At 67.9% G+C, this 22,297-nt stretch carries 21 protein-coding genes; 5 read left to right on the top strand and 16 right to left on the bottom strand.

Annotated elements, in window-relative coordinates; translation table 11 throughout:
* Window positions 1–151: 151 nt before the first annotated feature.
* A complete protein-coding gene (locus A7X97_RS13620; RefSeq protein ID WP_088496962.1) occupies window positions 152–751 on the top strand; it encodes a DUF937 domain-containing protein in 600 nt (199 codons plus the stop codon).
* Window positions 752–898: 147 nt separating this feature from the next.
* Entirely contained in the window at window positions 899–3,136 is a 2,238-nt protein-coding gene (katG, locus tag A7X97_RS13615) for a catalase/peroxidase HPI (protein WP_072166880.1), read from the top strand.
* Window positions 3,137–3,355: 219 nt separating this feature from the next.
* On the opposite strand, the gene A7X97_RS13610 is transcribed toward katG, so the two are convergent.
* Together A7X97_RS13610 and A7X97_RS13605 are read right to left on the bottom strand one after the other, a co-directional pair.
* Entirely contained in the window at window positions 3,356–3,763 is a 408-nt protein-coding gene (locus A7X97_RS13610) for an RNA-binding S4 domain-containing protein (RefSeq protein ID WP_005415742.1), read from the bottom strand.
* A gap of 9 nt (window positions 3,764–3,772) precedes the next feature.
* The gene (locus A7X97_RS13605; protein ID WP_088496961.1) at window positions 3,773–4,012 is read right to left on the bottom strand and encodes a hypothetical protein; all 240 of its coding nucleotides are present in this window, start codon (window positions 4,010–4,012) and stop codon (window positions 3,773–3,775) included.
* Between the two features lie 62 nt (window positions 4,013–4,074).
* On the opposite strand from A7X97_RS13605, the gene A7X97_RS13600 reads away from it, so the two are divergent.
* Entirely contained in the window at window positions 4,075–5,547 is a 1,473-nt protein-coding gene (locus A7X97_RS13600; RefSeq protein ID WP_088496960.1) for an MATE family efflux transporter, read from the top strand.
* A gap of 68 nt (window positions 5,548–5,615) precedes the next feature.
* Here the strand turns inward: A7X97_RS13600 and A7X97_RS13595 are convergent, their stop codons facing one another.
* The 10 genes from A7X97_RS13595 to ffh all read right to left on the bottom strand — a co-directional run bounded on the left by A7X97_RS13595 (window position 5,616) and on the right by ffh (window position 12,676).
* Window positions 5,616–6,023, bottom strand: a complete 408-nt coding sequence (locus A7X97_RS13595; protein WP_072166882.1) for a DUF1801 domain-containing protein — start codon at window positions 6,021–6,023, stop codon at window positions 5,616–5,618.
* 38 nt (window positions 6,024–6,061) lie between these two features.
* Window positions 6,062–6,496 (bottom strand): DUF1801 domain-containing protein, encoded by a 435-nt coding sequence (locus A7X97_RS13590; protein WP_088496959.1) that lies wholly within the window; start codon window positions 6,494–6,496, stop codon window positions 6,062–6,064.
* Between the two features lie 78 nt (window positions 6,497–6,574).
* On the bottom strand, window positions 6,575–6,955 hold the full coding sequence (locus tag A7X97_RS13585; protein ID WP_072166884.1) for a DUF6404 family protein: 381 nt from the start codon (window positions 6,953–6,955) through the stop codon (window positions 6,575–6,577).
* Between the two features lie 82 nt (window positions 6,956–7,037).
* Window positions 7,038–7,439 carry a 50S ribosomal protein L19 gene (rplS, locus tag A7X97_RS13580; protein WP_005415736.1) on the bottom strand — a complete coding sequence of 134 codons (402 nt, stop codon included), beginning with the start codon at window positions 7,437–7,439 and terminating at the stop codon, window positions 7,038–7,040.
* 154 nt (window positions 7,440–7,593) lie between these two features.
* A complete protein-coding gene (gene trmD, locus A7X97_RS13575; RefSeq protein WP_005415735.1) occupies window positions 7,594–8,352 on the bottom strand; it encodes a tRNA (guanosine(37)-N1)-methyltransferase TrmD in 759 nt (252 codons plus the stop codon).
* A gap of 8 nt (window positions 8,353–8,360) precedes the next feature.
* Window positions 8,361–8,873 (bottom strand): ribosome maturation factor RimM, encoded by a 513-nt coding sequence (rimM, locus tag A7X97_RS13570; protein WP_005415734.1) that lies wholly within the window; start codon window positions 8,871–8,873, stop codon window positions 8,361–8,363.
* Window positions 8,874–8,917: 44 nt separating this feature from the next.
* Window positions 8,918–9,178: a 30S ribosomal protein S16 gene (gene rpsP, locus A7X97_RS13565; protein ID WP_005415733.1), complete on the bottom strand. Its 261-nt coding sequence runs from the start codon at window positions 9,176–9,178 to the stop codon at window positions 8,918–8,920.
* 87 nt (window positions 9,179–9,265) lie between these two features.
* Window positions 9,266–10,078, bottom strand: coding sequence for an aminotransferase class IV family protein (locus tag A7X97_RS13560; RefSeq protein ID WP_088496958.1), 813 nt, complete (start codon window positions 10,076–10,078; stop codon window positions 9,266–9,268).
* Window positions 10,075–11,151, bottom strand: a complete 1,077-nt coding sequence (locus A7X97_RS13555) for an NAD(P)H-dependent flavin oxidoreductase (RefSeq protein WP_088496957.1) — start codon at window positions 11,149–11,151, stop codon at window positions 10,075–10,077. Before A7X97_RS13555 ends, A7X97_RS13560 begins: the two co-directional genes overlap by 4 nt.
* 148 nt (window positions 11,152–11,299) lie before the next feature.
* On the bottom strand, window positions 11,300–12,676 hold the full coding sequence (gene ffh, locus A7X97_RS13550; protein WP_005408591.1) for a signal recognition particle protein: 1,377 nt from the start codon (window positions 12,674–12,676) through the stop codon (window positions 11,300–11,302).
* A 122-nt stretch (window positions 12,677–12,798) separates the two neighbouring features.
* On the opposite strand from ffh, the gene A7X97_RS13545 reads away from it, so the two are divergent.
* Window positions 12,799–13,593 (top strand): cytochrome C assembly family protein, encoded by a 795-nt coding sequence (locus A7X97_RS13545; RefSeq protein WP_005415730.1) that lies wholly within the window; start codon window positions 12,799–12,801, stop codon window positions 13,591–13,593.
* Window positions 13,594–13,634: 41 nt separating this feature from the next.
* Here A7X97_RS13545 and A7X97_RS13540 read toward each other — a convergent pair whose 3' ends face one another.
* The 4 genes from A7X97_RS13540 to radA all read right to left on the bottom strand — a co-directional run bounded on the left by A7X97_RS13540 (window position 13,635) and on the right by radA (window position 19,977).
* Window positions 13,635–14,093 (bottom strand): YqhG/Tai3 family protein, encoded by a 459-nt coding sequence (locus A7X97_RS13540; protein WP_088496956.1) that lies wholly within the window; start codon window positions 14,091–14,093, stop codon window positions 13,635–13,637.
* A 92-nt stretch (window positions 14,094–14,185) separates the two neighbouring features.
* Entirely contained in the window at window positions 14,186–16,492 is a 2,307-nt protein-coding gene (locus A7X97_RS13535) for a tetratricopeptide repeat protein (RefSeq protein ID WP_111008060.1), read from the bottom strand.
* A 49-nt stretch (window positions 16,493–16,541) separates the two neighbouring features.
* Window positions 16,542–18,398: an ATP-binding protein gene (locus tag A7X97_RS13530; RefSeq protein ID WP_111008059.1), complete on the bottom strand. Its 1,857-nt coding sequence runs from the start codon at window positions 18,396–18,398 to the stop codon at window positions 16,542–16,544.
* A 202-nt stretch (window positions 18,399–18,600) separates the two neighbouring features.
* The gene (radA, locus tag A7X97_RS13525) at window positions 18,601–19,977 is read right to left on the bottom strand and encodes a DNA repair protein RadA (RefSeq protein ID WP_005408586.1); all 1,377 of its coding nucleotides are present in this window, start codon (window positions 19,975–19,977) and stop codon (window positions 18,601–18,603) included.
* Window positions 19,978–20,128: 151 nt separating this feature from the next.
* Between radA and A7X97_RS13520 the strand changes: the two genes are divergently transcribed.
* On the top strand, window positions 20,129–22,186 hold the full coding sequence (locus A7X97_RS13520) for a putative bifunctional diguanylate cyclase/phosphodiesterase (protein ID WP_111008058.1): 2,058 nt from the start codon (window positions 20,129–20,131) through the stop codon (window positions 22,184–22,186).
* Window positions 22,187–22,297 lie beyond the last annotated feature (111 nt).

Below are 22,297 nucleotides of genomic sequence, written 5' to 3'. Positions count from 1 at the left end.
CTGTATGTAGAGCCGGGCCCATGCTCGGCTCCACAACGACCCCGTCGCGCTCTGTATGTAGAGCCGGGCCCATGCTCGGCTGCCTTCGCATTCCCGTAGTGCACGCAGCGTTATGCTCGGGCCGTCCTTCCTTCACAGAACAGAGACTGCCATGAACACCGAATCGCTCGCTGCATCCCTCTTCCAGCAGCTGCAGCAGGGCCAGGGCCTGCAGCAGCTGTCCCAGCAACTCGGCCTGGACAGCAGCCAGACCGCCCAGGCCGTCGGCAGCGCCCTGCCCCTGCTGCTCGGCGCGATGGGGCAGAACGCCAGTGAGCCGCAGGGCGCGCAGTCGCTGCTCAACGCGTTGCAGCGCGACCACAGCGGTGGCGGCGGTTTCGACCTGGGCGGGATCCTGGGCGCGGTGATGGGCGGGGGCGGCAGCGGCGCCACCGATGGCGCCGGCATCCTCGGCCACGTGTTCGGTGGCCAGCAACCGCAGGCGGCACAACTGCTCGGGCAGAAGACCGGTCTCGACAGCGGCACTTCGGGCAAGCTGCTGGCAATCCTCGCCCCCATCGTCATGTCCTTCCTGGCCCAGCGCTTCGCCCAGGGTGGCAACGCAGGCCAGCTGAGCCAGGCATTGGGCCAGGAAACGCAGCAGTCCGGCGGCATCGGCAACCTGCTCGGCGGCGTCCTGGACCAGGACGGCGACGGCCAGTTCGGAGCCAGTGACTTGATGAAGCTGGGCGCGGGTCTGCTGAAGCGTTGATCGGACACGACCGTCCTAGTCGGACGGCTCCATAGTTCACCACTATCGCATCGGTTGAATCAATCGAATTTACCCATTGCTAGGCGCCACCTATCGTGGTCAGGCCTCCCCCGATTCCACCTTTCGCCAGTCCACAGGTAGAGACCCATGAAAAGCGAAGCGAAGTGCCCGTTCAACCATGCCGTCGTCGGCGACGCGACGACCAACCGCGACTGGTGGCCGAACCAGTTGCGCGTGGACCTGCTCAACCAGCATTCGGCGCGCTCCAATCCGCTCGATGCCGGCTTCGATTACGCCAAGGCCTTCAAGGGGCTGGACTACGCCGCGCTGAAGGCGGACCTGAAGGCGCTGATGACCGATTCGCAGGACTGGTGGCCGGCCGACTTCGGGCACTACGGTGGCCTGTTCATCCGCATGGCCTGGCACAGTGCCGGCACCTATCGCATCGGCGACGGCCGCGGCGGCGGCGGTCGTGGCCAGCAGCGCTTCGCACCGCTCAACAGCTGGCCGGACAATGTCAGCCTGGACAAGGCCCGGCGCCTGCTGTGGCCGATCAAGCAGAAGTACGGCCAGGCCATTTCCTGGGCCGACCTGCTCATCCTCACCGGTAACGTCGCGCTGGAATCGATGGGGTTCAAGACCCTGGGCTTTGCCGGCGGCCGCCCCGATACCTGGGAGCCGGACCAGGATGTGTACTGGGGCCGCGAAACCACCTGGCTGGGCGGTGACGTGCGCTACAAGCATGGCTCGGAAGGCGTTGAAGAGAACCATGGCGTGCTCGTATCCGATGACGATGCCGACGGCGACGTGCACTCGCGCACGCTGGAAAACCCGCTGGCCGCAGTGCAGATGGGCCTGATCTACGTCAATCCGGAGGGGCCGGATGGCAACCCGGATCCGGTGCTGGCCGCGCATGACATCCGCGATACGTTCGGCCGCATGGCCATGGACGACGAGGAAACCGTCGCGCTTATCGCCGGCGGCCACAGCTTCGGCAAAACCCACGGTGCCGGCCCGGCCGACAACGTCGGCAAGGAACCGGAAGCCGCCGGGCTGGAAAACCAGGGCCTGGGCTGGGCCAGCAGCTTCCGCAGCGGCAAGGGCGGCGACGCCATCACCAGCGGCCTGGAAGTGACCTGGACGCGCACCCCGGCGCAGTGGAGCCACGATTTCTTCGAAATCCTGTTCGGCAACGAATGGGAGCTGAGCAAGAGCCCGGCCGGTGCCCACCAGTGGGTGGCCAAGAACGCCGAAGCGGTGATTCCCGACGCGCACGACCCGTCGAAGAAGCACCGCCCCACCATGCTCACCACCGACCTGTCGCTGCGCATGGATCCGGCCTACGAGAAGATCTCGCGCCGGTTCCTCGCCGAGCCCCAGGCCTTCGCCGATGCCTTCGCCCGCGCCTGGTTCAAGCTGACCCACCGCGACATGGGCCCGCGCGCACGTTACCTCGGCCCGGAAATTCCGGCCGAACAGTTCATCTGGCAGGACCCGCTGCCGGAAGCACAGCACCCGCTGATCGACGCCAAGGACATCGCCGCGCTGAAGCAGCAGATCGCCGCAGCGGGCCTGAGCGTCGCCGAGCTGGTGTCCACCGCATGGGCGTCGGCTTCGACCTTCCGTGGTTCGGACAAGCGCGGCGGCGCCAACGGTGCGCGCATCCGCCTGGCGCCGCAGAAGGACTGGGAGGTGAACCAGCCGCAGCAGCTGGCCAAGGTGCTGGCCGCGCTGGAAAAGGTGCAGGCCAGCTTCAATGCCGGCGGCAAGCACGTGTCACTGGCCGACCTGATCGTGCTGGCCGGTGGCGTAGGTGTCGAACAGGCGGCCAAGGCCGGTGGCCATGAGGTCAGCGTGCCGTTCACCCCGGGCCGCACCGACGCCAGCCAGGAACAGACCGACGTCGAATCGTTCGCGGTGCTCGAGCCGGTCGCCGATGGCTTCCGCAATTACCTGAAGGGCGCCTACAGCGTGCCCGGGGAGGCGCTGCTGATCGACAAGGCGCAGCTGCTTACGCTGACCGCGCCGGAGATGACCGTGCTGGTCGGCGGCCTGCGCGTGCTCGGTGCCAATGCCGATGGTGGCAAGCACGGCGTGTTCACCACGCGCCCAGGCACGCTCAGCAACGACTTCTTCGTCAACCTGCTGGACATGGGTACGCAGTGGAAGGCCACCGGCCGCGAAAGCTACGAAGGCCGTGGCCGCACCGACGGCGCTGTGCGCTGGACCGGTACCCGCACCGACCTGGTGTTCGGCTCAAACGCGGTGCTGCGCGCATTGGCCGAGGTCTATGCCAGCGCCGATGGCGAGAAGAAGTTCGTGCAGGATTTCATCGCCGCCTGGACGCGGGTGATGGAACTGGACCGCTACGACCTGCACGGTTGAGGCGTTCGGGGTAGTCGCCGGGCATGGCCCGGCGCTACCGGCGCGCTCAACCGGGTGCGAAGCGTCGGTTCGCATGCTCTCCGCAGCAGTACGCCATTTCGGCTGGCGTCCCGCAGCGCCTGGACGCAGGCACGGTCCGGCGAGCTCTCGTTGAAGCCGTTGCCACCGCGCTGCGGCGTATCCCGGAAGGTGATGTCGCCGGCGAACGCCGGGGCTGCGTCACAGCGCGTCGATGTCCCCCAGCGCGCGGATCAACCGGCGTGCGCGCTTGTCCGGCTTGTGCTCCGGCGGCTGGAACCCGTCACGCGCGGCGATGCGCAGCGCACGCTGTTCGGCACGACGCGCCTTGGAGGCCTCGCTCTCGGCATACAGCTGCTGCGCCGTCGCTGCGGGCCCGCGCTGATCGCTCAGGCCGAGCACCTGGACCTCGAAATGCTCTTCACCACGGTCGACCTGAAGCTGCTCGCCCACGCGCACCGCGCGTGAGGATTTCGGACGCTGCCCGGCAACGCTGACCTTGCCGGTCTCGATCGCCTGCTTGGCCAGGCTGCGGGTCTTGAAGAAACGGGCCGCCCACAACCAGATGTCCAGGCGGACACTGGGTGACAGCGGGGAAAGCTCGGGCATGGGGGCAGGCTACTCCAGTGGCTTGTTGAGGGGACGCGGGTTGTCCGGGTCGGCCCGGCAGCCGGTGCCGCCGATCAATGGCCGCACCCCGGAGGCCAGGTCCTGGCGCTGGCTGCCGACCAGGCACTCGGGACGGTCGGTTGGCCGGATCTGGGTATCACCCAGCCGGTCGTCCATCGAACATGCGGCCAATACAGCGCCGATCAAGGCCAGCGCCAACCTCCGCTCCACCTGCAGTCGTTGATGCATTGCCACATCCCGCAAACTGGCTTGGTGCTAGTGTGCGCCTCCCGGGATTCGATCACCACTCCATGGCCAAAGCGCCGCTTGACCTGACCTCCGGCCCGATCGGGCGCAATCTCCTGTTGTTCTCCCTGCCGATCCTGGCGGGCAACATCGCGCAGTCGCTGAACGGTTCGGTGAACGCGGTCTGGGTCGGGCGCTTCCTGGGCGAGGCGGCACTGACCGCCACCGCGAACGCCAACAACATCATGTTCTTCCTGATCGGCTCGGTGTTCGGTTTCGGCATGGCCTCCACCATCCTGATCGGCCAGGCGATCGGCGCGCGCGACATCGCGCAGGCGCGGCGCGTGGTCGGCACCAGCGCCACCTTCTTCATCGGCCTGTCGGTGATCATCGCCCTCGCCGGCTGGTTCATGGCCCATCCGCTGCTGGCGGCGATGGGCACGCCGGCCGCTTCGCTGCCATTGGCCGAGGCCTACCTGCAGATCATCTTCCTGGCGATGCCGACGCTGTACGCGTTCGCCTTCCTCACCGCCGCGCTGCGCGGTGCCGGTGATTCGCGCACGCCATTCCGTTTCCTGATGGTGTCGGTGGCGCTGGACATCGTGCTGAACCCGGTACTGATCTTCGGCATGGGGCCGTTCCCTGCGCTGGGCATCGCCGGCTCGGCGTGGGCCACGCTGGTCGCGCAGACGCTGTCGCTGGCCGGCCTGCTGCTGTACATGCGGCACAAGCGCCACACCCTGTGGCTGGGCCGCGCCGACATGCGCCTGTTCAAGCTCGACATGACCATCCTCAAGGCGCTGGTGGTCAAGGGCGTGCCGATGGGCCTGCAGATGGTGCTGATCTCGCTGTCGGTGATCCTGCTGATGACCATGGTCAACCAGTACGGGACCGACACCGGCGCGGGCTACGGCGCTGCCCTGCAACTGTGGAACTACCTGCAGATGCCAGCGATGGCGATCGGTGCAGCGTGCTCTTCGATGGCCGCACAGAACGTGGGGGCGCAGCGCTGGGACCGCGTGCGCGGCACCGCGCGCCAAGGCGTGCTGTTCAACTTCCTGCTGACCGGCGCGTTGATCCTGCCGCTGGTGCTGTTCGATCGCCAGCTGCTGGCGCTGTTCCTGCCACCGGCCAGCCAGGCGCTGGAGATCGCGCGCCACCTCAACCACGTAGTGATCGGCTCGTTCCTGTTCTTCGGCGTCAGCTTCGTGATCTCCGGCGTGGTGCGCTCCACCGGCGCGGTGATTCCACCGCTGCTGATCCTGGCTGGCTCGCTGTGGGGCGTGCGCGTGCCGTTCGCCGAACTGCTGCAGCCTTACTGGGGCGCCGATGCGATCTGGTGGAGCTTCCCGGTCAGCTCGCTGGTGTCGATGCTGCTGTCGCTGGCGTATTACCGCTGGGGTGGCTGGCGCAAGGCGAAGATGATGGGCAAGCCCTCGCATGCCGAAGCGCTGGCCACGCCCTCGGAGATTCCCGCCTGCCCACCCTCGCCGGTGGCCGACCCGGATGCGGCACTGGAGCCAGCGCCGCCACGTTGAGGTGGGTGCGGACCGTTGGTCCGCACAGGCCTGTCAGCCGAGCATGGGCTCGGCTCTACAGAAGACGGTCAGCGCTTCTTCTTCGCCGCGTTGAACGTCGCCGCCGCGCGCAGCAGCGCCTTGAACGTAGCGGCATCCGGCATCGCGCCTTGATGGATATCGATCGCACGCCGCGTGTTGCCGTCCAGGCTGGCATTGAACAGGCCCTTCGGGTCCGGCAGCGCCGCGCCGTGGGCGAAGGTCAGTTTCACCGCCTGCCTGTAGGTTTCGCCGGTGCACAGGATGCCGTCCTGCTCCCACACCGGCGTGCCGCGCCACTTCCAGGTTTCCTGCACGTCGGGCAGGGCTTCATGGATCAAGGCGCGCACGCGTGCCAGCGTTTCGCCGCGCCAGTCACCCAGTTCGGCGATGCGCGCGTCGATCAGTTCAGCGGCCGGTGTTCCGGCATCGGCAGGGTTCGGTGCATGCGTGACCATCAGCGGCTCTCGTCGGGAAGGGAATCGGAACGTCGGGGTTACATGCGCTCGCCGGGCAACGCGGCGACCTGGCGCACCCAGTCGCGGAACTGCGTTTCATCCAACGGGGCATCTTCGAAGATGTGCAGGTAACGCGTATTGGCGCTCCTGGACGGCTCGGGCGGCACTGGCGCCAGTGCCGCGCCGCGGAAGAACGCCACCTTGATGTAGCGGGTGAAGCAATGGAAGCTGAGAAACCACCCTTCGCCCGGCGCAACCGCATACATCGGCGAGTTCCACTTCACCGCCTTGTGCACGCCAGGTACGGCCTGCTCGATCAATGCATCCAGTCGCGCGCCGATCGCACGTTTCCAGTCCGGCATGGCGGCGATGTATGCCTGCACCGGCGCATCGCCCTCGCCCTTGGCGATCTGCGGGTTGCCACCGGACAGCAGCGTGGGCGCAGTGGAAGGTGCGGTTCGCTTGGCAGGCATCGCACGGCACGGGCATCGGGATGAAGCTGCAGCCTAGCGCGGGCCCGCCGTGTGGTCACGGCGCAGTGCGCCATCGGCTCAGTCTGCCTGCCGTGCGCGGAACCGTCGCCAGTCCGGCAGCTTGCGGTGGCGGCGCAGCGAGCGCATCAGCGCCGCCATCACCATGCCGAACAGCACGCCAGCCGACAGGCCGGCCACCAGCAACAGCGCCAGCGGGCGCTCGCTGCCCTGCCACAGCATCAGCCACATCAGCGCGGTCCAGAACAGCCCGAACAGCAGGCCCTGCACCAACGCGTTGGTAGCAAATCCGGCCAGGATCGGCGGCGGCAGTGCAATGCCCAGGCGCCACAGCAGGCGATGCAGCAGCGGTGCCGACTGCACGCGCGCCAGCCCCTGGCCGTCCAGGAAGCGCAGCGCCGACTGGATCACGGCAGGATAGCGCGGGTTGATGTCGCTCATCACCTGATCGTGGCCGATGCGATGCCGGAAACGCAAACGGCCACCCGAAGGTGGCCGTCGCGGCAACAACCGAAGTTGTTTATCAGGCCTTGTCGGCCAGACGGGCAGCCTTGGCGGCAGCAGCGGCAGCCAGGTCTTCCTTGATGCGGGCAGCCTTGCCTTCCAGGCCACGCAGGTAGTACAGCTTGCCGGCGCGGACCTTACCACGACGCTTCACTTCGACCGAGTCGATGATGGCGCTGTGGGTCTGGAAAACGCGCTCGACGCCGTAGCCGTGCGAGATCTTGCGGACGGTGAACGAGGAGTTCAGGCCGGCATTCTTGGTGGCGATGACGACGCCTTCGTAGGCCTGCACGCGCTCGCGGCTGCCTTCCTTCACCTTCACGTTGACGACAACGGTGTCGCCCTGGCTGAACTTCGGCAGTTCACGGGTGATCTGGGCGGATTCGAATTCCGCGACGATGGACTTGTTCAGCTTGCTCATGGGTTACACCGATTCTTGTTCGGGTGGGCGTGTCATATCGACAACGTGGGCTCATGCAGTCACCGGACTGTGCTGCACGTTTGTTTTGGGTACTGCGCGCGCCAACCGGGGCTGGCGGGAATTGGCCATGATAGCCGATAAAGCCAGCCCTGCGCTAGGGGCTGGCCTTCTGGTTCCGGGCCTGGCGGCCCTGCTCCAGCAGTTTGCGGTCGGCCTTGCCCAGTGCCTGTTCATCCAGCAGGTCCGGGCGCCGCTGGGCGGTCCGGAGCAGCGACTGCTGGCGGCGCCAGGCGGCGATGGCAGCGTGGTTGCCCGAGCGCAGCACCTCCGGCACGTCCCCCAGCGGGTGCTGGGCCGGCTGGCTGTAATGCGGGCAGTCGAGCAGACCGAGGTCGCCCTCGAAGCTGTCCTGCGCCGCCGACTCCGCATCGTTCAGGGCACCGTCCTGCAGGCGGGCCACGGCGTCGATGATCACCGCCGCGCCCAGCTCGCCCCCGGACAGCACGTAGTCGCCGAGGGAGATTTCCTCGTCGACATTGGCCTCCAGGAAACGCTCGTCGATGCCCTCGTAGCGGCCACAGAGCAGGACCATGCGCGGCAGCGCCGCCAGTTCCCGCACCTTGGCCTGGGTCAACGGCGCGCCCTGCGGGCTGAGGTAGATCACCCGCGCCGGGGTTGGATCGGCCTCGCGGATCGCCTGCAGGCAGGCCTGCAGCGGCTCGATCAGCATCACCATGCCCGGGCCACCGCCGAACGGACGGTCGTCCACCCGGCGGTAGTTGCCTTCGGCGTAATCACGGGGGTTCCAGCCATGCAGGCTGAACAGTCCCTTCTCCTGCGCGCGCCCGACCACGCCCAGTCCAGCGGACTGGGCGAGGAACTCGGGAAACAGGGTGATGACGTCGAAACGCATGCTCACACTCAGAACTCGGGGTCCCAGTCGACCACGATCAGGTTGGCCTCGAAATCGACGGATTTGACGAAGTCCGGCTGCACGAACGGAATCATCCGCTCGCGATCACCCCGGACCACCACCACGTCATTGGCGCCGGTGCTGAACAGATGCGAGACCTGGCCCAGGGCAACGCCCTCGGTGGTCTTCACATCCAGGCCTTCCAGGTCCACCCAGTAATACTCATCGGGCTTCGGCGGCGGCAGGGCACTGCGGGCCACGTAGATCTCGGTGCCGCGCATCGCTTCGACCACATCGCGATCCTCGACCCCGGGAAAACGGGCCACCAGGTGCTTGCCGCTGTCGCGGCCGCGTACACCCTCAACCGTGGTTTCCACGCCGGACGGGCTGCGCACGATCCACGGCTGGTAACGGAAAATGGCGGAACGAGGCTCGGTCCAGGACTCGAGCTTGATTTCGCCGCGCACACCAAAAGCGCCGACAACCCTGCCCAGCAGGATGCGGCGCTCGATATCTTTCATCTGCGTCAACCAAGAGGGCCACGCCGAAGCGTGGCCCGTCAGGATCAGGCCGCAGCGGCCTGGGACTTGGTCGCTTCCTTGATCAGGTTGCGGACCTTGTCGGTCGGCTGGGCGCCGTTCTTGACCCAATGGTCAACGCGGGCCAGGTCCAGCTCGATGCGCTTCTCGGCGCCCTGGGCGACCGGGTTGTAGAAGCCAACGCGCTCGATGTTGCGGCCGTCGCGCGCGCTGCGCACGTCGGTGACGATGATGTGGTAGAACGGACGCTTCTTGGCGCCGCCGCGGGTCAGTCGGATCTTGACCATGGTGTTTTTCCTATTGCCCAGTCGCCAGGATGGCGAGGTAAGCGGGCGATTATAGCGGCAGATCGCGGCCGGGCCAACCCCGGGGGGTCAGATCGCTTTTGTGCCGCAAAAGCGGGCTGACCCCAATCCCTGCCAGGCCACCGCCGCCAGCACCACCCTGCCCTGTTCAGCCAGCGCCTGCGAGCCGGGCAGGACATGCCCGTCAATGGCCTCCAGCGCCCACAGGCCGCTGGCGTTGCAGGCAAAAGCCGCCTTCACGCCGGCCAGATCGGCCAGCGGCAGCGGCTGAGTGACCTGAGGTCCCGGCCAATGCTGCTTCAGCAGTGCCTCGGCAGTCCCGCGCAGGGCCGGCGCCTGTGGCCAGAGCAGCCGCTCACCATCGTGCACGGCCAGGTTCCAGGTGCTGCCTTCACTCACGTCGCCATCGGCGGTCACGAACAGCGCATCGTCGAATCCGGCCGCCAGCGCCGCGCGGCGTTCGGCGAACAAACCAAACGTGCCGACGTGCTTGATCTGCGGCAGTTCACGCTGCCAGGCCACGCTGCGCACGCGCTTGGCGACGGTCAGCGTCACCGGCGCTGACACCGCCACCAGCACGTCCACCGGCACCGCCGCCAGCGGATTGCGGAAATCGAAGCGGCGCGAGTACACCGTCACCCGCAGCGAGGCATCGGCCTGCCCTGACTGCTGCAATGCCTGCGCCATCCATGCCTGTACCTGCACCGTGTCCAGTTCGCTGCCGAACAGTTCGCGCGTAGCCTGTGACAGCCGCGCCAGATGCAGGTCCAGCCCCTGCACTGCACCACCACGCACCTGCAGCGAGGTGAAGTGGCCGTAATTCACCAGCGCCGGCAGGAGATCCTCCACCTGCGCCGCCCGGCCGTTGCAGCTCACCATCATGGCAGCAGTGCCTGCGCCTGTTCCCACATGCCGCGCAGCACGTCGGCGGCCGGCTGCGCCGGCGCCATCCACGCCGACTGCCCGGCCCAGGCCTGCATCGCTGCGAGACGATTGTCCTGCGCCGCCTGCCCGCGCATCGGGGCGGTCAGGCCGCGCTGCACCGGGTATGGACGCGGCGCGGGGGCGCCTTCTGCGGCAGCGGCGCGCACATAGGGCGTCGCCAGGCCACGGCCCAGGCGACCACTGAAGGCGCGGGTCGGCCAGGTATCTTCCGGTTCGCTGGCGGCCAGCCCATCGGCCCACGCCGAAGCGATCGCCGCTTCCGGCGTGCGCAGGAAGGCGGTGCCGATCTGCACCGCACTGGCACCCAAGGTGAGTGCGGCAGCGATGCCACGGCCATCGGCGATGCCGCCGGCGGCAATCACCGGAATCTGCAGCTGATCGGCCAGGCGCGGCAGCAGCGCAAACAGTCCCACCAGCTGGCGCTCGGCCATCGCCGGATCAAAGGAACCACGATGGCCGCCGGCCTCCGCGCCCTGCGCCACCACCGCGTCGGCGCCGGCGTCCTGTGCCGCGCGCGCTTCGGACAAGGTGGTGGCACAGGCGATCCAGGCGATGCCGGCGTCCTTCAACTGCTGCACGTGGCGCGGCAGCAGCACGCCCATGATGGTCGAGGCCACCGCAGGACGCGCCGCCAGCAGTGCGGCGAACTGTTCTTCGAAGTCGGCCGGCGTGGCGTCGGCGGCGCTGGCCGGCACCTCCGGGCCCCATTGCGCGAGGAAGGCGCGGCTGGCGGCCTCGGCGGCAACGTCACGGGCAGGTACAGGGTCCGGCATCCACAGGTTCACCTGCGCCGGACCGCTGGAGGCTGCGCGGAAGTCATCCATCCAGCGACCGATATCGGCCGAAGAGGACAACACCGCGCCCATTGCGCCCATGCTGCCGGCGTTGGCCAGCGCAGCCGACAACGGTACCGGGCAGGCACCGGCCATCGGTGCCAGCAGGATCGGAACGGAAACGCCAAAGCGCCGGCAGAACGCCTCGGCGCGGGAAGCTACAGCGGAACTCTGCATGACGGCCCATCGTTTCGGACAGGCCCCCATGGTGCGCGCAGGACAGGGGAAGAGTCGAGCCTGCTGCCCGACGGCCTGCTGCGGCGCTTGTGCGCCGCCGCCCGAGCGTGGGCCCGGGCGCTACATCAGATTGCGGACGGGGCCGTCATCAACGGAACGGCATGCCGCGGCCGCCCATGGCGCCCATCATGCCCTTCATGCTGCGCAACATGCCCTTCATGCCACCGCCGGCCATCTTGCTCATCATCTTTTCCATCTGCATGTACTGCTTCATCAGCTTGTTGACGTCGGCCGGCGTCACGCCCGAGCCCTTGGCGATGCGCGCGCGGCGCGAGCCGTTGAGCAGGTTCGGATTGCGCCGTTCCTTCTTGGTCATCGAGCTGATGATGGCGATCATGCGCGGCACTTCCTTGCCCTGGCTGACCTGCTGCTTCAGATGGTCGGGGATGTTGCCCAGGCCCGGCAGCTTGTCCATCAGGCCGCCGATGCCGCCCATGTTCTGCATCTGCTCCAGCTGGTCACGCATGTCGTTCAGGTCGAATTTCTTGCCCTTGGCGACCTTCTCGGCCAGCTTGGCGGCCTTGTCCTTGTCGACCTGCTGCTCGACCTGCTCGACCAGCGACAGCACGTCGCCCATGTCGAGGATGCGGCTGGCGATACGGTCCGGGTGGAACACGTCCAGGCCTTCCGGCTTTTCACTGACACCGACGAACTTGATCGGCTTGCCGGTGATGTAGCGCACGCTCAGCGCGGCGCCGCCGCGGGCGTCACCGTCGGTCTTGGTCAGCACCACGCCGGTCAGCGGCAGGGCATCGCCGAAGGCCTTGGCGGTATTGGCCGCGTCCTGGCCGGTCATGGCGTCGACCACGAACAGCGTTTCGGCCGGATTCACCGCAGCGTGCAGGGCCTTGATCTCGGCCATCATCGCTTCGTCGATGGCCAGGCGGCCGGCGGTATCGACCAGCAGCACGTCGACGAACGACTTGCGTGCATCGTCGATGGCGGCGCGGACAATGGCTTCCGGCTTCTGGTCGGCACTGGACGGGAAGAACAGCACGCCGACCTGCTCGGCCAGGGTCTTCAGCTGTTCGATCGCGGCCGGACGGTAGACGTCGGCCGAGACCACCATCACCTTCTTCTTGCGCTTTTCCTTCAGGTGCTTGGCCAGCTTGCCCACGGTGGTGGTCTTGCCGGCGCCCTGCAGGCCCGCCATCAGGATGATGGCCGGAGCGGGCACATTGAGGTTCAGGTCGCTGGCTTCGGCGCCCATCACCGCAGTCAGCTCGTCGCGCACGACCTTGATCAGCGCCTGGCCCGGGGTCAGCGACTTCAGCACTTCCTGGCCGACCGCGCGCACCTTGATGCGCTCGATCAGGGCCTGCACCACCGGCAGCGCAACGTCGGCCTCGAGCAGCGCGATGCGCACTTCGCGGGTCGCCTCGCGGATGTTCTCCTCGGTCAGGCGGCCACGGCCACGCAGGCGCTCGATGGTGCCGGAAAGGCGCTGGGTCAGGGACTCGAACATGCGGCGCAACCTGTCTGAAAGCGGGGGACAATAAGGCAGGCAGTATAACGGGTCCGGCTGTCTCCCCGGACTGCGGCCACGGGGCCGTCGCCAGCATCACGGGGGTATGCGAAACTGCAACGATGACAATCGTTCTCATCGCCGTCCTGCTCTACCTGGCTGCCAGTGCCCTGCTGGTGCGCGCGCTTGGCCGCGATGAGACGACCGGCTCCCCCATCTGGCTGTGGCCGGCCCTGCCCGCCATGCTGCTGCACGGCGGCTACCACGTGATGGTGGCGATGCGCACCAACGGCGGGCCGGACATGCACTTCTTCGCCGCACTGTCGCTGGTCGGCCTGGGCATGGCCTGGCTGACGTCGCTGGTCGGCGCGCGCGGGCGGATGTCGGCGCTGGGCGTGGTGGTGTTCCCGCTGGCCGCCGTGCTGCTGCTGGCCTACCATGGTTACGGCCACGAACCGAGCAAGGTACTGGGCTGGCGCCTGGCCAGCCACGCCTGGCTGGCCCTGCTGGCCTACGCCACGCTGAGCATCGCCGCGTTGCTGGCGATCATGCTGTGGCTGCAGGAACGCGCGCTGCGCCGCCGCGAGTTCCGGCCTTGGCTGCGGGCACTGCCGCCGCTGGCCGACCTGGAATCACTGCTGTTCCGGGTGATCACCGTCGGCTTCGCGCTGCTGACCCTGACCCTCGTCACCGGGGTGCTGTTCGTCGACGACCTGCTGGCGCAGAAGCTGGTGCACAAGACCGTGCTGAGCGTGCTGTCGTGGATCGTGTTCGGCGTGCTGCTGATCGGCCGCCGGCGCTACGGCTGGCGCGGCATGAAGGCGGTGCACTGGACGCTGGCGGCGATGCTGTTGCTGCTGCTGGCCTTCTTCGGCAGCCAGTTCGTGATCGAACTGGTGTTCGGGCATTCGCGATAGGCGGTGTGCCGACCAACGGTCGGCACCCACCGGCGCTACCGTCAAGGCTGGGCCAGGATCTTCCGCACCGAACGACCACTGTTGGTGACGATGTCATCAACCTGCCAGCACCCCTGCCCGTGGCGCACCATCGGCAGGCGGGTCAGGTAGGCCTTCTTCCACACCGAATAGCGCATCTCGACCTGGCCGGCGGAGGCCGAAGCCTCCTTCCAGCTGTAGCGCACCGGGGTTTCGATGTCACCGTCCTGCGCATCCAGCCACGGATCCGAATCGATGGTGCAGATGCCCTCTTCGCGCTGCTGGCAGGCGCGCTCTCCACGCAGTGCCTTGCCGAAGGCAGGGCTGACCAGCGCCGGGGGTGGCTCCAGCAGATCACCATCGCCCGTCGTTGCCGCGTAGAAGGCGCGGGCCACCGCCTCTGGTTCCTGGCAGGCGGGTGACGCCTGCACGGCAGGGGCCAGCAGCAGCCCGGCGATCATCAACATCCCTGTCTTTCGCATGTATTTTTCCCTGAGGTAGTGCCGGCCGCTGGCCGGCAATACAGGATCTCCCGGTGCTGCCGGCCAGCGGCCGGCACTACCCGATATCCGGCCTACAACCCGTAACGCTCGATCACGTCCAGATGCGGCTGGCGATCCTGGTCACAGGCTTCAGCCAGGCGCAGCCAGCAATGCGGATGCGGCCACGTCGCGGTGTGCTGCTGCAGGAAGCGGTGCAGTGCCAGCGGTGCGTGGTCCTGCGGCTGGGCCACGGTGAACAGCAGGCCGGGCAGCGTACCCTCTTCCACATCGGGGTCGGTGACGGTGTAGTCCGGCCGGCTGTGTGACCACACCTTCCAGCCCTGTGCTTCGGCCGCCTCGACGAAGGCATTCCAGGCATCTTCGCCCGGGTGCGCGCCATCGATCATCCAGCTGCGGGCGAAGCCGCCGCGCTCCAGCACATGCACCTGCGCATAGGTCGGGATGAAATGCTCGCGTGCTTCCTCCTCCTCTGGTGCCGGATGCACCAGCGCGGCATCGAACACCACCCAGTCGCCCACCTGCTGGGCGCGGTTGGACGGCGCGTTCTCGACGATGCGCGCGGTCACCGGACCGCTGCGACGGGCGTAGTACTCCATCGGCTCGCCGTTTTCTTCACTGCGGATGATCACCCAGCCCCACGGCTCCTCTACCACGCCGTCCTGGCTGGACAATTCCATGCCAAGCGCCGCCGCCGAGCGGCGCACGGCGTCCCAGTCGCGCGCGGCGCTGGCTGCGCTCATGTGGTCCCAATGCGCGGCATTGGGCTCGTCCAGCAGCTCCACCAGCTGTGCATAACAGGCCTGGGCCTCGCTGAAACGGCCGGTTTCCATGTACATGCGCGCCAGCGTGCCGCGCGCGCCGTGCGAGCCCGGAGACAGCTCCAGAAGCGATCGGGCCGCCTGCTCCAGCGCCGGCCAGTCGGACACGCGGCGTGCACGCTGCACCTCGCACCAGTGCGCGAACACCGGCACGCTGCCGCGATACAGATCGGCCAGCTGGCGCAGTCCGTCGTCGTCGCCCTGTTCGGCCAGCCAGCGCATCAACGTGTAGGCCACGGGGCCATCGTGCTGCACATGGCCGCGTACGAACCGCCACAGCAGCGACCGCGCCTCGGCCTGCGCGCCGCAGGCATTCAGTGCCGAGGCGGCCATGTCGGCCAGCGCCTCGTCATCGGGCAGCTCGGCATGCGCCTGCAGCAGCCACTGCGCTTCGCGCTCGGGATCGCGCGACTGGTTCTGTTCGCCCTGCGCGTCCAGCCATACCAGCAGCTCGCCCGCCGGCACCGGCAGCGGCGCGACGTCCGGCAATGCCTCGATGCGCGCGGCCAGGCCTGCCACCAGCGCCGCAGCACCCCGATCCTGGCGCAGCTGCGCCAGATGGGTGCGGGCCAGTTCGAGCTGCCGCAGTGCGACCCAGCGCGCGCCACGCTGCAGGGCGAGTTCCAGGCTCAACGCCGCGACTTCGATCAGCAGGCGGTGCGAACCGACCCGTGCGAAGTGCTCGATGATGGTGTTGAAGCGCGTGCCCAGATCCCACGTATTGCGCGCGGGATCACGCTGGCACAGTGCTGCGGCGGTGTTTGCCCACAGCCGCCAGTAGTTCGGGGTCAGCTCGCTCCACGGTACCAGCTGCTGCAGCGCCTCTTCGTCGCGGCCAAGCTGGGCCAGCGCCCAGGCCTTGGACAAGCGACGCGGCACCGTGCAGTTGGCCGGCTCGTACTCTCCGGACGCAGCAACTTCGGCTTCCCGTTTTTCGATCAGCGCCAGTGCCTCATCGGCACGGCCCATGCCCAGCAGGATCTTGATCTGCATCTCCGGGAAGCTGTCGAACACTTCCTTGCCACAGGCTTCCACGGCATCGGCCTGCACCTGCAGGTAATCCAGCGCCGCCTGGCCACGGCCATCATCGAGCAGCGCATCGGCCTTCTCGCAGCTCAGGCACTGGAAACAGGCCCAGCTCGGATCGATGCGGCCAAGGGTTTCGTCGCAGACCTCGATGCGCTCGGGCACCCAGCCCGGGCCGTCGATGTTGCCGTAGCAGGCGGCCAGGTCCTGGGTCACGCAGATCGACTGCGGGCATTCCAGGGTGTCCTCGCGGTGCGCGCGCTCGAACAGCGCTACGGCTTCGCCGAGTGCGCTCTCGCCTTCCACGCGGTTGCCGACGCGGTTGCGCAGCGCCCAGTGGCCGACATAGACGTCAAGCCACGGGTTGTCCAGTGCCTTGCCCAGGGCGCGTGCTTCGGGCAGCAGCGCATCGACGCGGTCGATCTGCAGTTCACTGACCTCGTCGGCGAGGCGGTTCAGCAGGTGCGCGTTCTGCGCCTGGCCGGCCTGGCGCAGGTCACCCTGCAGCTTTTCGACCCAGTTCCAGATGTCCATGGGGGTAATTGCTCCTGTCTAGCGAAGGCTGGATGAGAAGGTGCGGTGCTCAGCGCAGCATCTGCTGCAGGGCACCGGCGATATCGGTGAAGGCACCATTGAGATCCGGGCCCGGCGTAGCAGTCGCGCGTGCCAGCGGGCGGCCCTGCGCGGCGACGATGACTTTCAGCGAGCGCAGCAGGCGGGCTGCGGCCTCGGCCTGTGGGTGGCCCTCGCGCTGGGCGCGCAGCAGTGCCTGCACCGCCGGGTTGTCGAGATTGAGATACAGCCGCGACGGTGCGCGTGATTCGATGCGCGCGGTGAACTGTCGCGCCAGGCGCAGCGCGGCCATCGAGACGCGCTTGTCGTTCTCGTCGTCTTCCAGCCGTTGCTTCAGCTCGGCCTCGCGGTCGGGCACCACCACCACCGGCAGCGCCTCCGGGCTGAAACGTGCGGGCAGCAGCTGCTCGCCGTCGCCCAGCTGTTCGCGCAGCCACGCCAGCTGCGCCTCGTCGAGGCTGTCATCACTGCGGAACAGTGCGCGGTTGCCCTGCTCGGTGCCGAGCTCGACCAGGCGCAGGCCCTTGGCCTGGGCCCAGCGCCGCAGGAACGGCACCACCGCGTAGCGATGGCCATGCGCGACCGGTACGCCCATCGCGCGGAACAGCATCTCTTCAAAGCCACCGCCGTTGTCGAGGATGACATGCACGGCACCGCGCGCCGGCAGCGCACTGGCCGGCAGGTCGCCCTGCGAAGTCGGCACCCGCACATGCTCCATCAGCAGTTCGAACAGGCGGTCATCGCACAGTGCCGCACCCAGCAGCGCCTCGTTGTGGCGGGTCAGCACGCGCCGCCAGGCTTCCGGTTGCTGCTTCGCAACGTCGGCCAGGCCGTCGATCAGCGCCTCCAGCAGTGCATGCTGCACCGCGCGGTACTGGTCATCGCGCTGCAGGTCTTCGCGGCTGGCGGTGGGCGTCAACCGCGAGGATTCGATCACCCCGCCGATGAAACCGGCCCACGGCGGCAGCAGGTCGCGCGCGTCGTCATCCAGCAGCATCCCACGCACGAACACCGACAGGTTGCGGTTGTCGCTGGTGCCATAGGTGGCGCCGTCCTGCACCCACAGCAGGCCAGTGGCATCGCTGTTGCCATCGGCACGCAACGGCACGGTGACGATCGGTTCGAAATCGTGCTCGAACCGCGCGGCGAACTGCAGCGCCTGCCGGCGGGCCTGCACCGGATGCACGGCGACCTCCCCCTGGCCGCGCCACGGCGGCGGCTCGGGATTGAGCGCCTCGCCCGCAGCACCGATGAAGATCGGCTCGGACAGCAACGCGCAGTAGCGGCCCAGCACCTCATGCAGGCGCGCCTCGTTGGCCAGCGGCAGGAAGTCCGGATGCAGCTCCAGCTCCACCTCAGTGCCCACCGCGCGTGCAGGCACTGCGCTGACGGTGTATTGCTCGGCGTTGCTGGACACGTACAGATGGCCCAGATCCGGCGTCTGGTAAGAGGTGGTGCGCACGCTGACCCGGCGGGCCAGCACGAAGGCCGACAGGAAGCCGAGGCCGAACATGCCGATCAGCCCTTCATCGTCCTCTCCGCCCTGGCGCAGGCCACGGGTGTAGCCGACGCCGACGGTGGCCAGGTAATCGTGGATCTCCTGGCGGGTCAGGCCAGCACCGGTATCAGTGATGCGCAGCACGCCGGCACCGGCATCAACCTGCACCGAAATGCGCGAAGGCACGTCAACGCCGGGCTGCTCGATGCGGCGGCGGATGATCGAGTCATGCGCGTTCTGTACCAGCTCACGCAGCGCCACCACCGGGGTGGAATACAGGTGCTTGCCCAGCACCGTCATCAGTCCATTGAGATCGACCCCGGCACGACGGATCTCGGCGTTGGGGGTGGTGAGTGCGGTGTCCTGCATGTAATCGTTTACTCCTGGGCACGGAAAGACGCCAGAGGGCGACTTCGTCGAGCGGGAAAAACTAGCACAGTGAAGCTGACCGTTACTGCATTGGGCACTTGTAGAGCCGAGCCCATGCTCGGCTGCTGTTCGACCACCAGTCGAGCATGGCTCGACTCCACAGAAAGCAGCCGAGCGTGGGCTCGGCTCTACAGGGCTGGCATCACGCCGCGTCGATGGCCTCGGACAGGCGTTCCACCGCGATCACCTCCATGCCTTTCACCGAACCGCCCTTGGGCGCATTGGCCTTGGGCACGATGGCGCGCTTGAAGCCATGGGTGGCGGCCTCGCGCAGGCGGTCTTCGCCATTGGGCACCGGGCGGATCTCGCCGGACAGGCCCACCTCGCCGAAGGCGATGGTCTTCTCCGCCAGCGGCCGATCCTGCAGCGACGACAACACCGCCAGCAGCACCGGTAGATCGGCGGCGGTCTCCTGGACGCGGATGCCACCGACCACATTGACGAACACGTCCTGGTCGCCGACCAGTACACCGCCATGGCGATGCAGCACTGCCAGCAGCATCGCCAGGCGATTCTGCTCCAGGCCGACCGCGACACGGCGCGGGTTCGACAGCGGCGATGCGTCGACCAGCGCCTGTACCTCCACCAGCAGCGGCCGCGTGCCCTCGCGGGTGACCATCACGCAGCTGCCCGGCTGATGGGTGCTGCCGCCGGACAGGAAGATCGCCGAGGGGTTGGAGACCTCCTTCAGGCCCTTGTCGCCCATCGCGAACACACCCAGCTCGTTGACCGCACCGAAGCGGTTCTTGAACGCGCGCAACAGGCGGAAGCGGCTGCCGCTCTCGCCTTCGAAGTACAGCACCGCGTCCACCATGTGTTCCAGCACGCGCGGGCCGGCGATGCCGCCTTCCTTGGTCACATGGCCGACCAGGAACACGGCGGTGCCGGTTTCCTTGGCGAACCGCACCAGCCGCGCCGCGCTCTCGCGCACCTGGCTGACCGAACCGGGCGCAGCGGTCAGGCTCTCGGTCCACAGGGTCTGCACCGAATCGGCCACGATCAGCCGCGGCCCAGCCCTGGAGGCATGCTGCAGGATCGACTCGACCCCGGTCTCGGCCAGCGCATTGACGCCGTCCAGCGGCAGCTCCAGGCGATGCGCACGGCCAGCCACCTGCGCCAGTGACTCTTCGCCGGTGACGTACAGCACAGGCAGTTCAGCGGCCATCTTCGCCACCGCCTGCAGCAGCAGCGTCGACTTGCCGATGCCCGGGTCGCCGCCCACCAGCACCACCGCGCCTTCGACCAGGCCGCCGCCCAGCACACGGTCGAACTCGCCGATGCCGGTGGAGACCCGGCGATGCTCGGTCTGCTCCACATCCTTCAGCGCAGTGATCTTCGGCGGATCGATCTTGCCGGCCCAGCCCGCCCGGCGCGAGGCCGGCGCCTTGGCCGCCGCCGCGCTCTCCAGCACGATTTCCGACAACGAGTTCCAGGCGTTGCACTCGGTGCACTGGCCCTGCCACTTGCTGAATTCGGCGCCGCATTCATTGCAGACGTAGGCGGTGCGGGCTTTGGCCATCGGAGGATTTCCAGCAACGGGAACAGGCGTGGCAGGATAGCCGAGCCGGGTCGCAGCTGCTGCGACCGCTCAAGTCCTGCCCACCCGCGCCGATAGGGGTCGCGGGCGTGCGCCTTGCGGGCGCCCCCCTTCCTCCCCCACTGGATTCAACATGACTGGCAGTTACAGTCAGAGCCTGGTCATCATCTCCCTGCTGGTGGCCATTCTTGCTTCGTACACGGCGCTGGACATGGCCGGGCGCCTGGCCACCGCCGAGGGGCGCGTGGCGCGCTGGTGGCTGGCCGGAGGCGCGGCGGCCATGGGCCTGGGCATCTGGTCCATGCACTTCATCGGCATGCTCGCCTTCGACCTGCCGATCCCGGTGGGCTATGACCTCAGCATCACCCTGTACTCGCTGGCGGTCTCGATCGGTGCCTCGGCCTATGCGCTGTGGCTGGTATCGCGCCCCAGCCTGCCGTGGCGCCGGCTGTTGGCCGGGGCCGTGCTGATGGGCCTGGGCATCGCAGCCATGCACTACCTGGGCATGGCAGCGATGCGCATGCAGCCCGGCATCGACTACCACCCGGGCTGGTTTGCCGCCTCCATCGCGGTGGCCATCGGTGCCGCTGGCGCCGCCCTGTGGATCGCCTTCCGCCTGCGCGCCGAGCAGCGCCACACCCTGCTCCTGCGCGCGCTCGCATCGCTGGTGATGGGCCTGGCCATCGTGGGCATGCATTACACCGGCATGGCGGCGGCGCGCTTCCCCGAAGGCAGCCTCTGTGGCGCCGTCGGCAGTGGCGGCATCGACACGCGCTGGCTGGCGGTGCTGGTGATCGTCACCACCGTGGCCACGCTGGGCATCGCCCTGGTGGCCTCGCTGTTCGACCGGCAGATGCGCGTGCGCACCGGGCTGCTGGCCGATTCGCTGGCGCACGCCAACGACAAGCTGATCCAGGCCGCGCTGCACGATCCCTTGACCCAGCTGCCCAACCGCATGCTGCTGCAGGACCGCATCGAGCAGGCCATCGAGAAGGCGCGGCGCCGCAATCATGCGGTGGCGGTGATGTTCTGCGACCTGGATGGTTTCAAGGCGGTCAATGATGCCTATGGCCATCAGCTTGGCGACCGCCTGCTGGTGGCGGTGGCGCAGCGCATCGGCGACCTGCTGCGCCCGCAGGACACGTTCGCCCGTCTCGGCGGCGACGAGTTCGTGATCGTGCTGGCCATCGATACTCCCGACGATGCGGTCGTGGTGGCCGAGCGCATCATTGCCGCCGCCGGTGAGCCGTTCACGCTGGATGCGGCCGAACTGCAGGTCAGCGCCAGCCTGGGCATCGCCCTGTACCCGGATGACGCCAGCAACGAGCGCGAGCTGATGGCGCACGCCGATGCGGCGATGTACCACACGAAGGAAACCGGGCGGAACGGCTATACCTTCTTCACGCCCTCGATGCAGCTCAGTGCCAATCGCCAGCTGCGCCTGCTGCAGGACCTGCGCAAGGCCATCGCCCGCAACGAACTGATCCTGCATTACCAGCCCAAATTTCCGGCCGCGGGCGCACCGGCCACCGGCGCCGAGGCGCTGCTGCGCTGGCAGCACCCGGAGCTGGGGCTGCTGGCGCCGGATGTGTTCATTCCGATCGCCGAACGCAGCGGCCTGATCCTGCCGATCGGTGACTGGGTACTGGACCAGGCCTGCGCGCAGCTGCGGGCATGGCACGATGCCGGGCATGCGGAATGGACAATGGCGGTGAACCTGTCGCCGCTGCAGTTCGCCTCGCCGGCACTGCTGGACAGCGTGCGCGAGGTGCTGGAGCGGCACCGGATCGAACCGGCACGGCTGACCCTGGAGATCACCGAGACCACGGCGATGAAGGACGTCGATGCCAGCCTGGCGATCCTCAGCGACCTGACCGCAATGGGCGTGCACATCGCCATCGATGATTTCGGTACCGGCTACTCCAGCCTGCTGTACCTCAAGCGGATGCCAGCCACCGAACTGAAGATCGACCGTGCGTTCGTGCACGACCTGGAGCGCAATGACGAGGACGCCGCCATCGTCTCGTCGATCATCGCGCTGGGCCGAACCCTGCAGCTGCAGGTGGTGGCCGAAGGCGTGGAGACCCAGGCGCAGCGCGAGTACCTGAGCGAGCTCGGCTGCGACCAGCTGCAGGGCTACCATCTGGGCCGGCCGATGGAAGCCGAAGAGTTCCTGCGCCGGGTGGGATGAGGCGCGCGTCTCCTCCACGCACGGGGTGGAACCACGGGTAGAGCCGGCCGCTGGCCGGCGTCCCGCAATTGCCGGCCAGCGGCCGGCACTACCGGACAACGGAAAACCAGA

The sequence above is a fragment of the Stenotrophomonas sepilia genome, assembly GCF_003244875.1.
GTDB classification, from domain to species: Bacteria; Pseudomonadota; Gammaproteobacteria; order Xanthomonadales; family Xanthomonadaceae; genus Stenotrophomonas; species Stenotrophomonas sepilia.
The sequence above is the reverse complement of the archived record's forward strand: the minus strand, read 5'-3'. Positions and strand labels throughout refer to the sequence as shown.

Excerpts from the sequence above, each read along its gene's own strand:
- A7X97_RS13620 (WP_088496962.1), top strand. The coding sequence starts at position 152 with ATGAACACCGAATCGCTCGCTGCATCCCTCTTCCAGCAGCTGCAGCAG.
- katG (WP_072166880.1), top strand. The coding sequence starts at position 899 with ATGAAAAGCGAAGCGAAGTGCCCGTTCAACCATGCCGTCGTCGGCGAC.
- A7X97_RS13610 (WP_005415742.1), bottom strand. The coding sequence starts at position 3,763 with ATGCCCGAGCTTTCCCCGCTGTCACCCAGTGTCCGCCTGGACATCTGG.
- A7X97_RS13605 (WP_088496961.1), bottom strand. The coding sequence starts at position 4,012 with ATGCATCAACGACTGCAGGTGGAGCGGAGGTTGGCGCTGGCCTTGATC.
- A7X97_RS13600 (WP_088496960.1), top strand. The coding sequence starts at position 4,075 with ATGGCCAAAGCGCCGCTTGACCTGACCTCCGGCCCGATCGGGCGCAAT.
- A7X97_RS13595 (WP_072166882.1), bottom strand. The coding sequence starts at position 6,023 with ATGGTCACGCATGCACCGAACCCTGCCGATGCCGGAACACCGGCCGCT.
- A7X97_RS13590 (WP_088496959.1), bottom strand. The coding sequence starts at position 6,496 with ATGCCTGCCAAGCGAACCGCACCTTCCACTGCGCCCACGCTGCTGTCC.
- A7X97_RS13585 (WP_072166884.1), bottom strand. The coding sequence starts at position 6,955 with ATGAGCGACATCAACCCGCGCTATCCTGCCGTGATCCAGTCGGCGCTG.
- rplS (WP_005415736.1), bottom strand. The coding sequence starts at position 7,439 with ATGAGCAAGCTGAACAAGTCCATCGTCGCGGAATTCGAATCCGCCCAG.
- trmD (WP_005415735.1), bottom strand. The coding sequence starts at position 8,352 with ATGCGTTTCGACGTCATCACCCTGTTTCCCGAGTTCCTCGCCCAGTCC.
- rimM (WP_005415734.1), bottom strand. The coding sequence starts at position 8,873 with ATGAAAGATATCGAGCGCCGCATCCTGCTGGGCAGGGTTGTCGGCGCT.
- rpsP (WP_005415733.1), bottom strand. The coding sequence starts at position 9,178 with ATGGTCAAGATCCGACTGACCCGCGGCGGCGCCAAGAAGCGTCCGTTC.
- A7X97_RS13560 (WP_088496958.1), bottom strand. The coding sequence starts at position 10,078 with ATGATGGTGAGCTGCAACGGCCGGGCGGCGCAGGTGGAGGATCTCCTG.
- A7X97_RS13555 (WP_088496957.1), bottom strand. The coding sequence starts at position 11,151 with ATGCAGAGTTCCGCTGTAGCTTCCCGCGCCGAGGCGTTCTGCCGGCGC.
- ffh (WP_005408591.1), bottom strand. The coding sequence starts at position 12,676 with ATGTTCGAGTCCCTGACCCAGCGCCTTTCCGGCACCATCGAGCGCCTG.
- A7X97_RS13545 (WP_005415730.1), top strand. The coding sequence starts at position 12,799 with ATGACAATCGTTCTCATCGCCGTCCTGCTCTACCTGGCTGCCAGTGCC.
- A7X97_RS13540 (WP_088496956.1), bottom strand. The coding sequence starts at position 14,093 with ATGCGAAAGACAGGGATGTTGATGATCGCCGGGCTGCTGCTGGCCCCT.
- A7X97_RS13535 (WP_111008060.1), bottom strand. The coding sequence starts at position 16,492 with ATGGACATCTGGAACTGGGTCGAAAAGCTGCAGGGTGACCTGCGCCAG.
- A7X97_RS13530 (WP_111008059.1), bottom strand. The coding sequence starts at position 18,398 with ATGCAGGACACCGCACTCACCACCCCCAACGCCGAGATCCGTCGTGCC.
- radA (WP_005408586.1), bottom strand. The coding sequence starts at position 19,977 with ATGGCCAAAGCCCGCACCGCCTACGTCTGCAATGAATGCGGCGCCGAA.
- A7X97_RS13520 (WP_111008058.1), top strand. The coding sequence starts at position 20,129 with ATGACTGGCAGTTACAGTCAGAGCCTGGTCATCATCTCCCTGCTGGTG.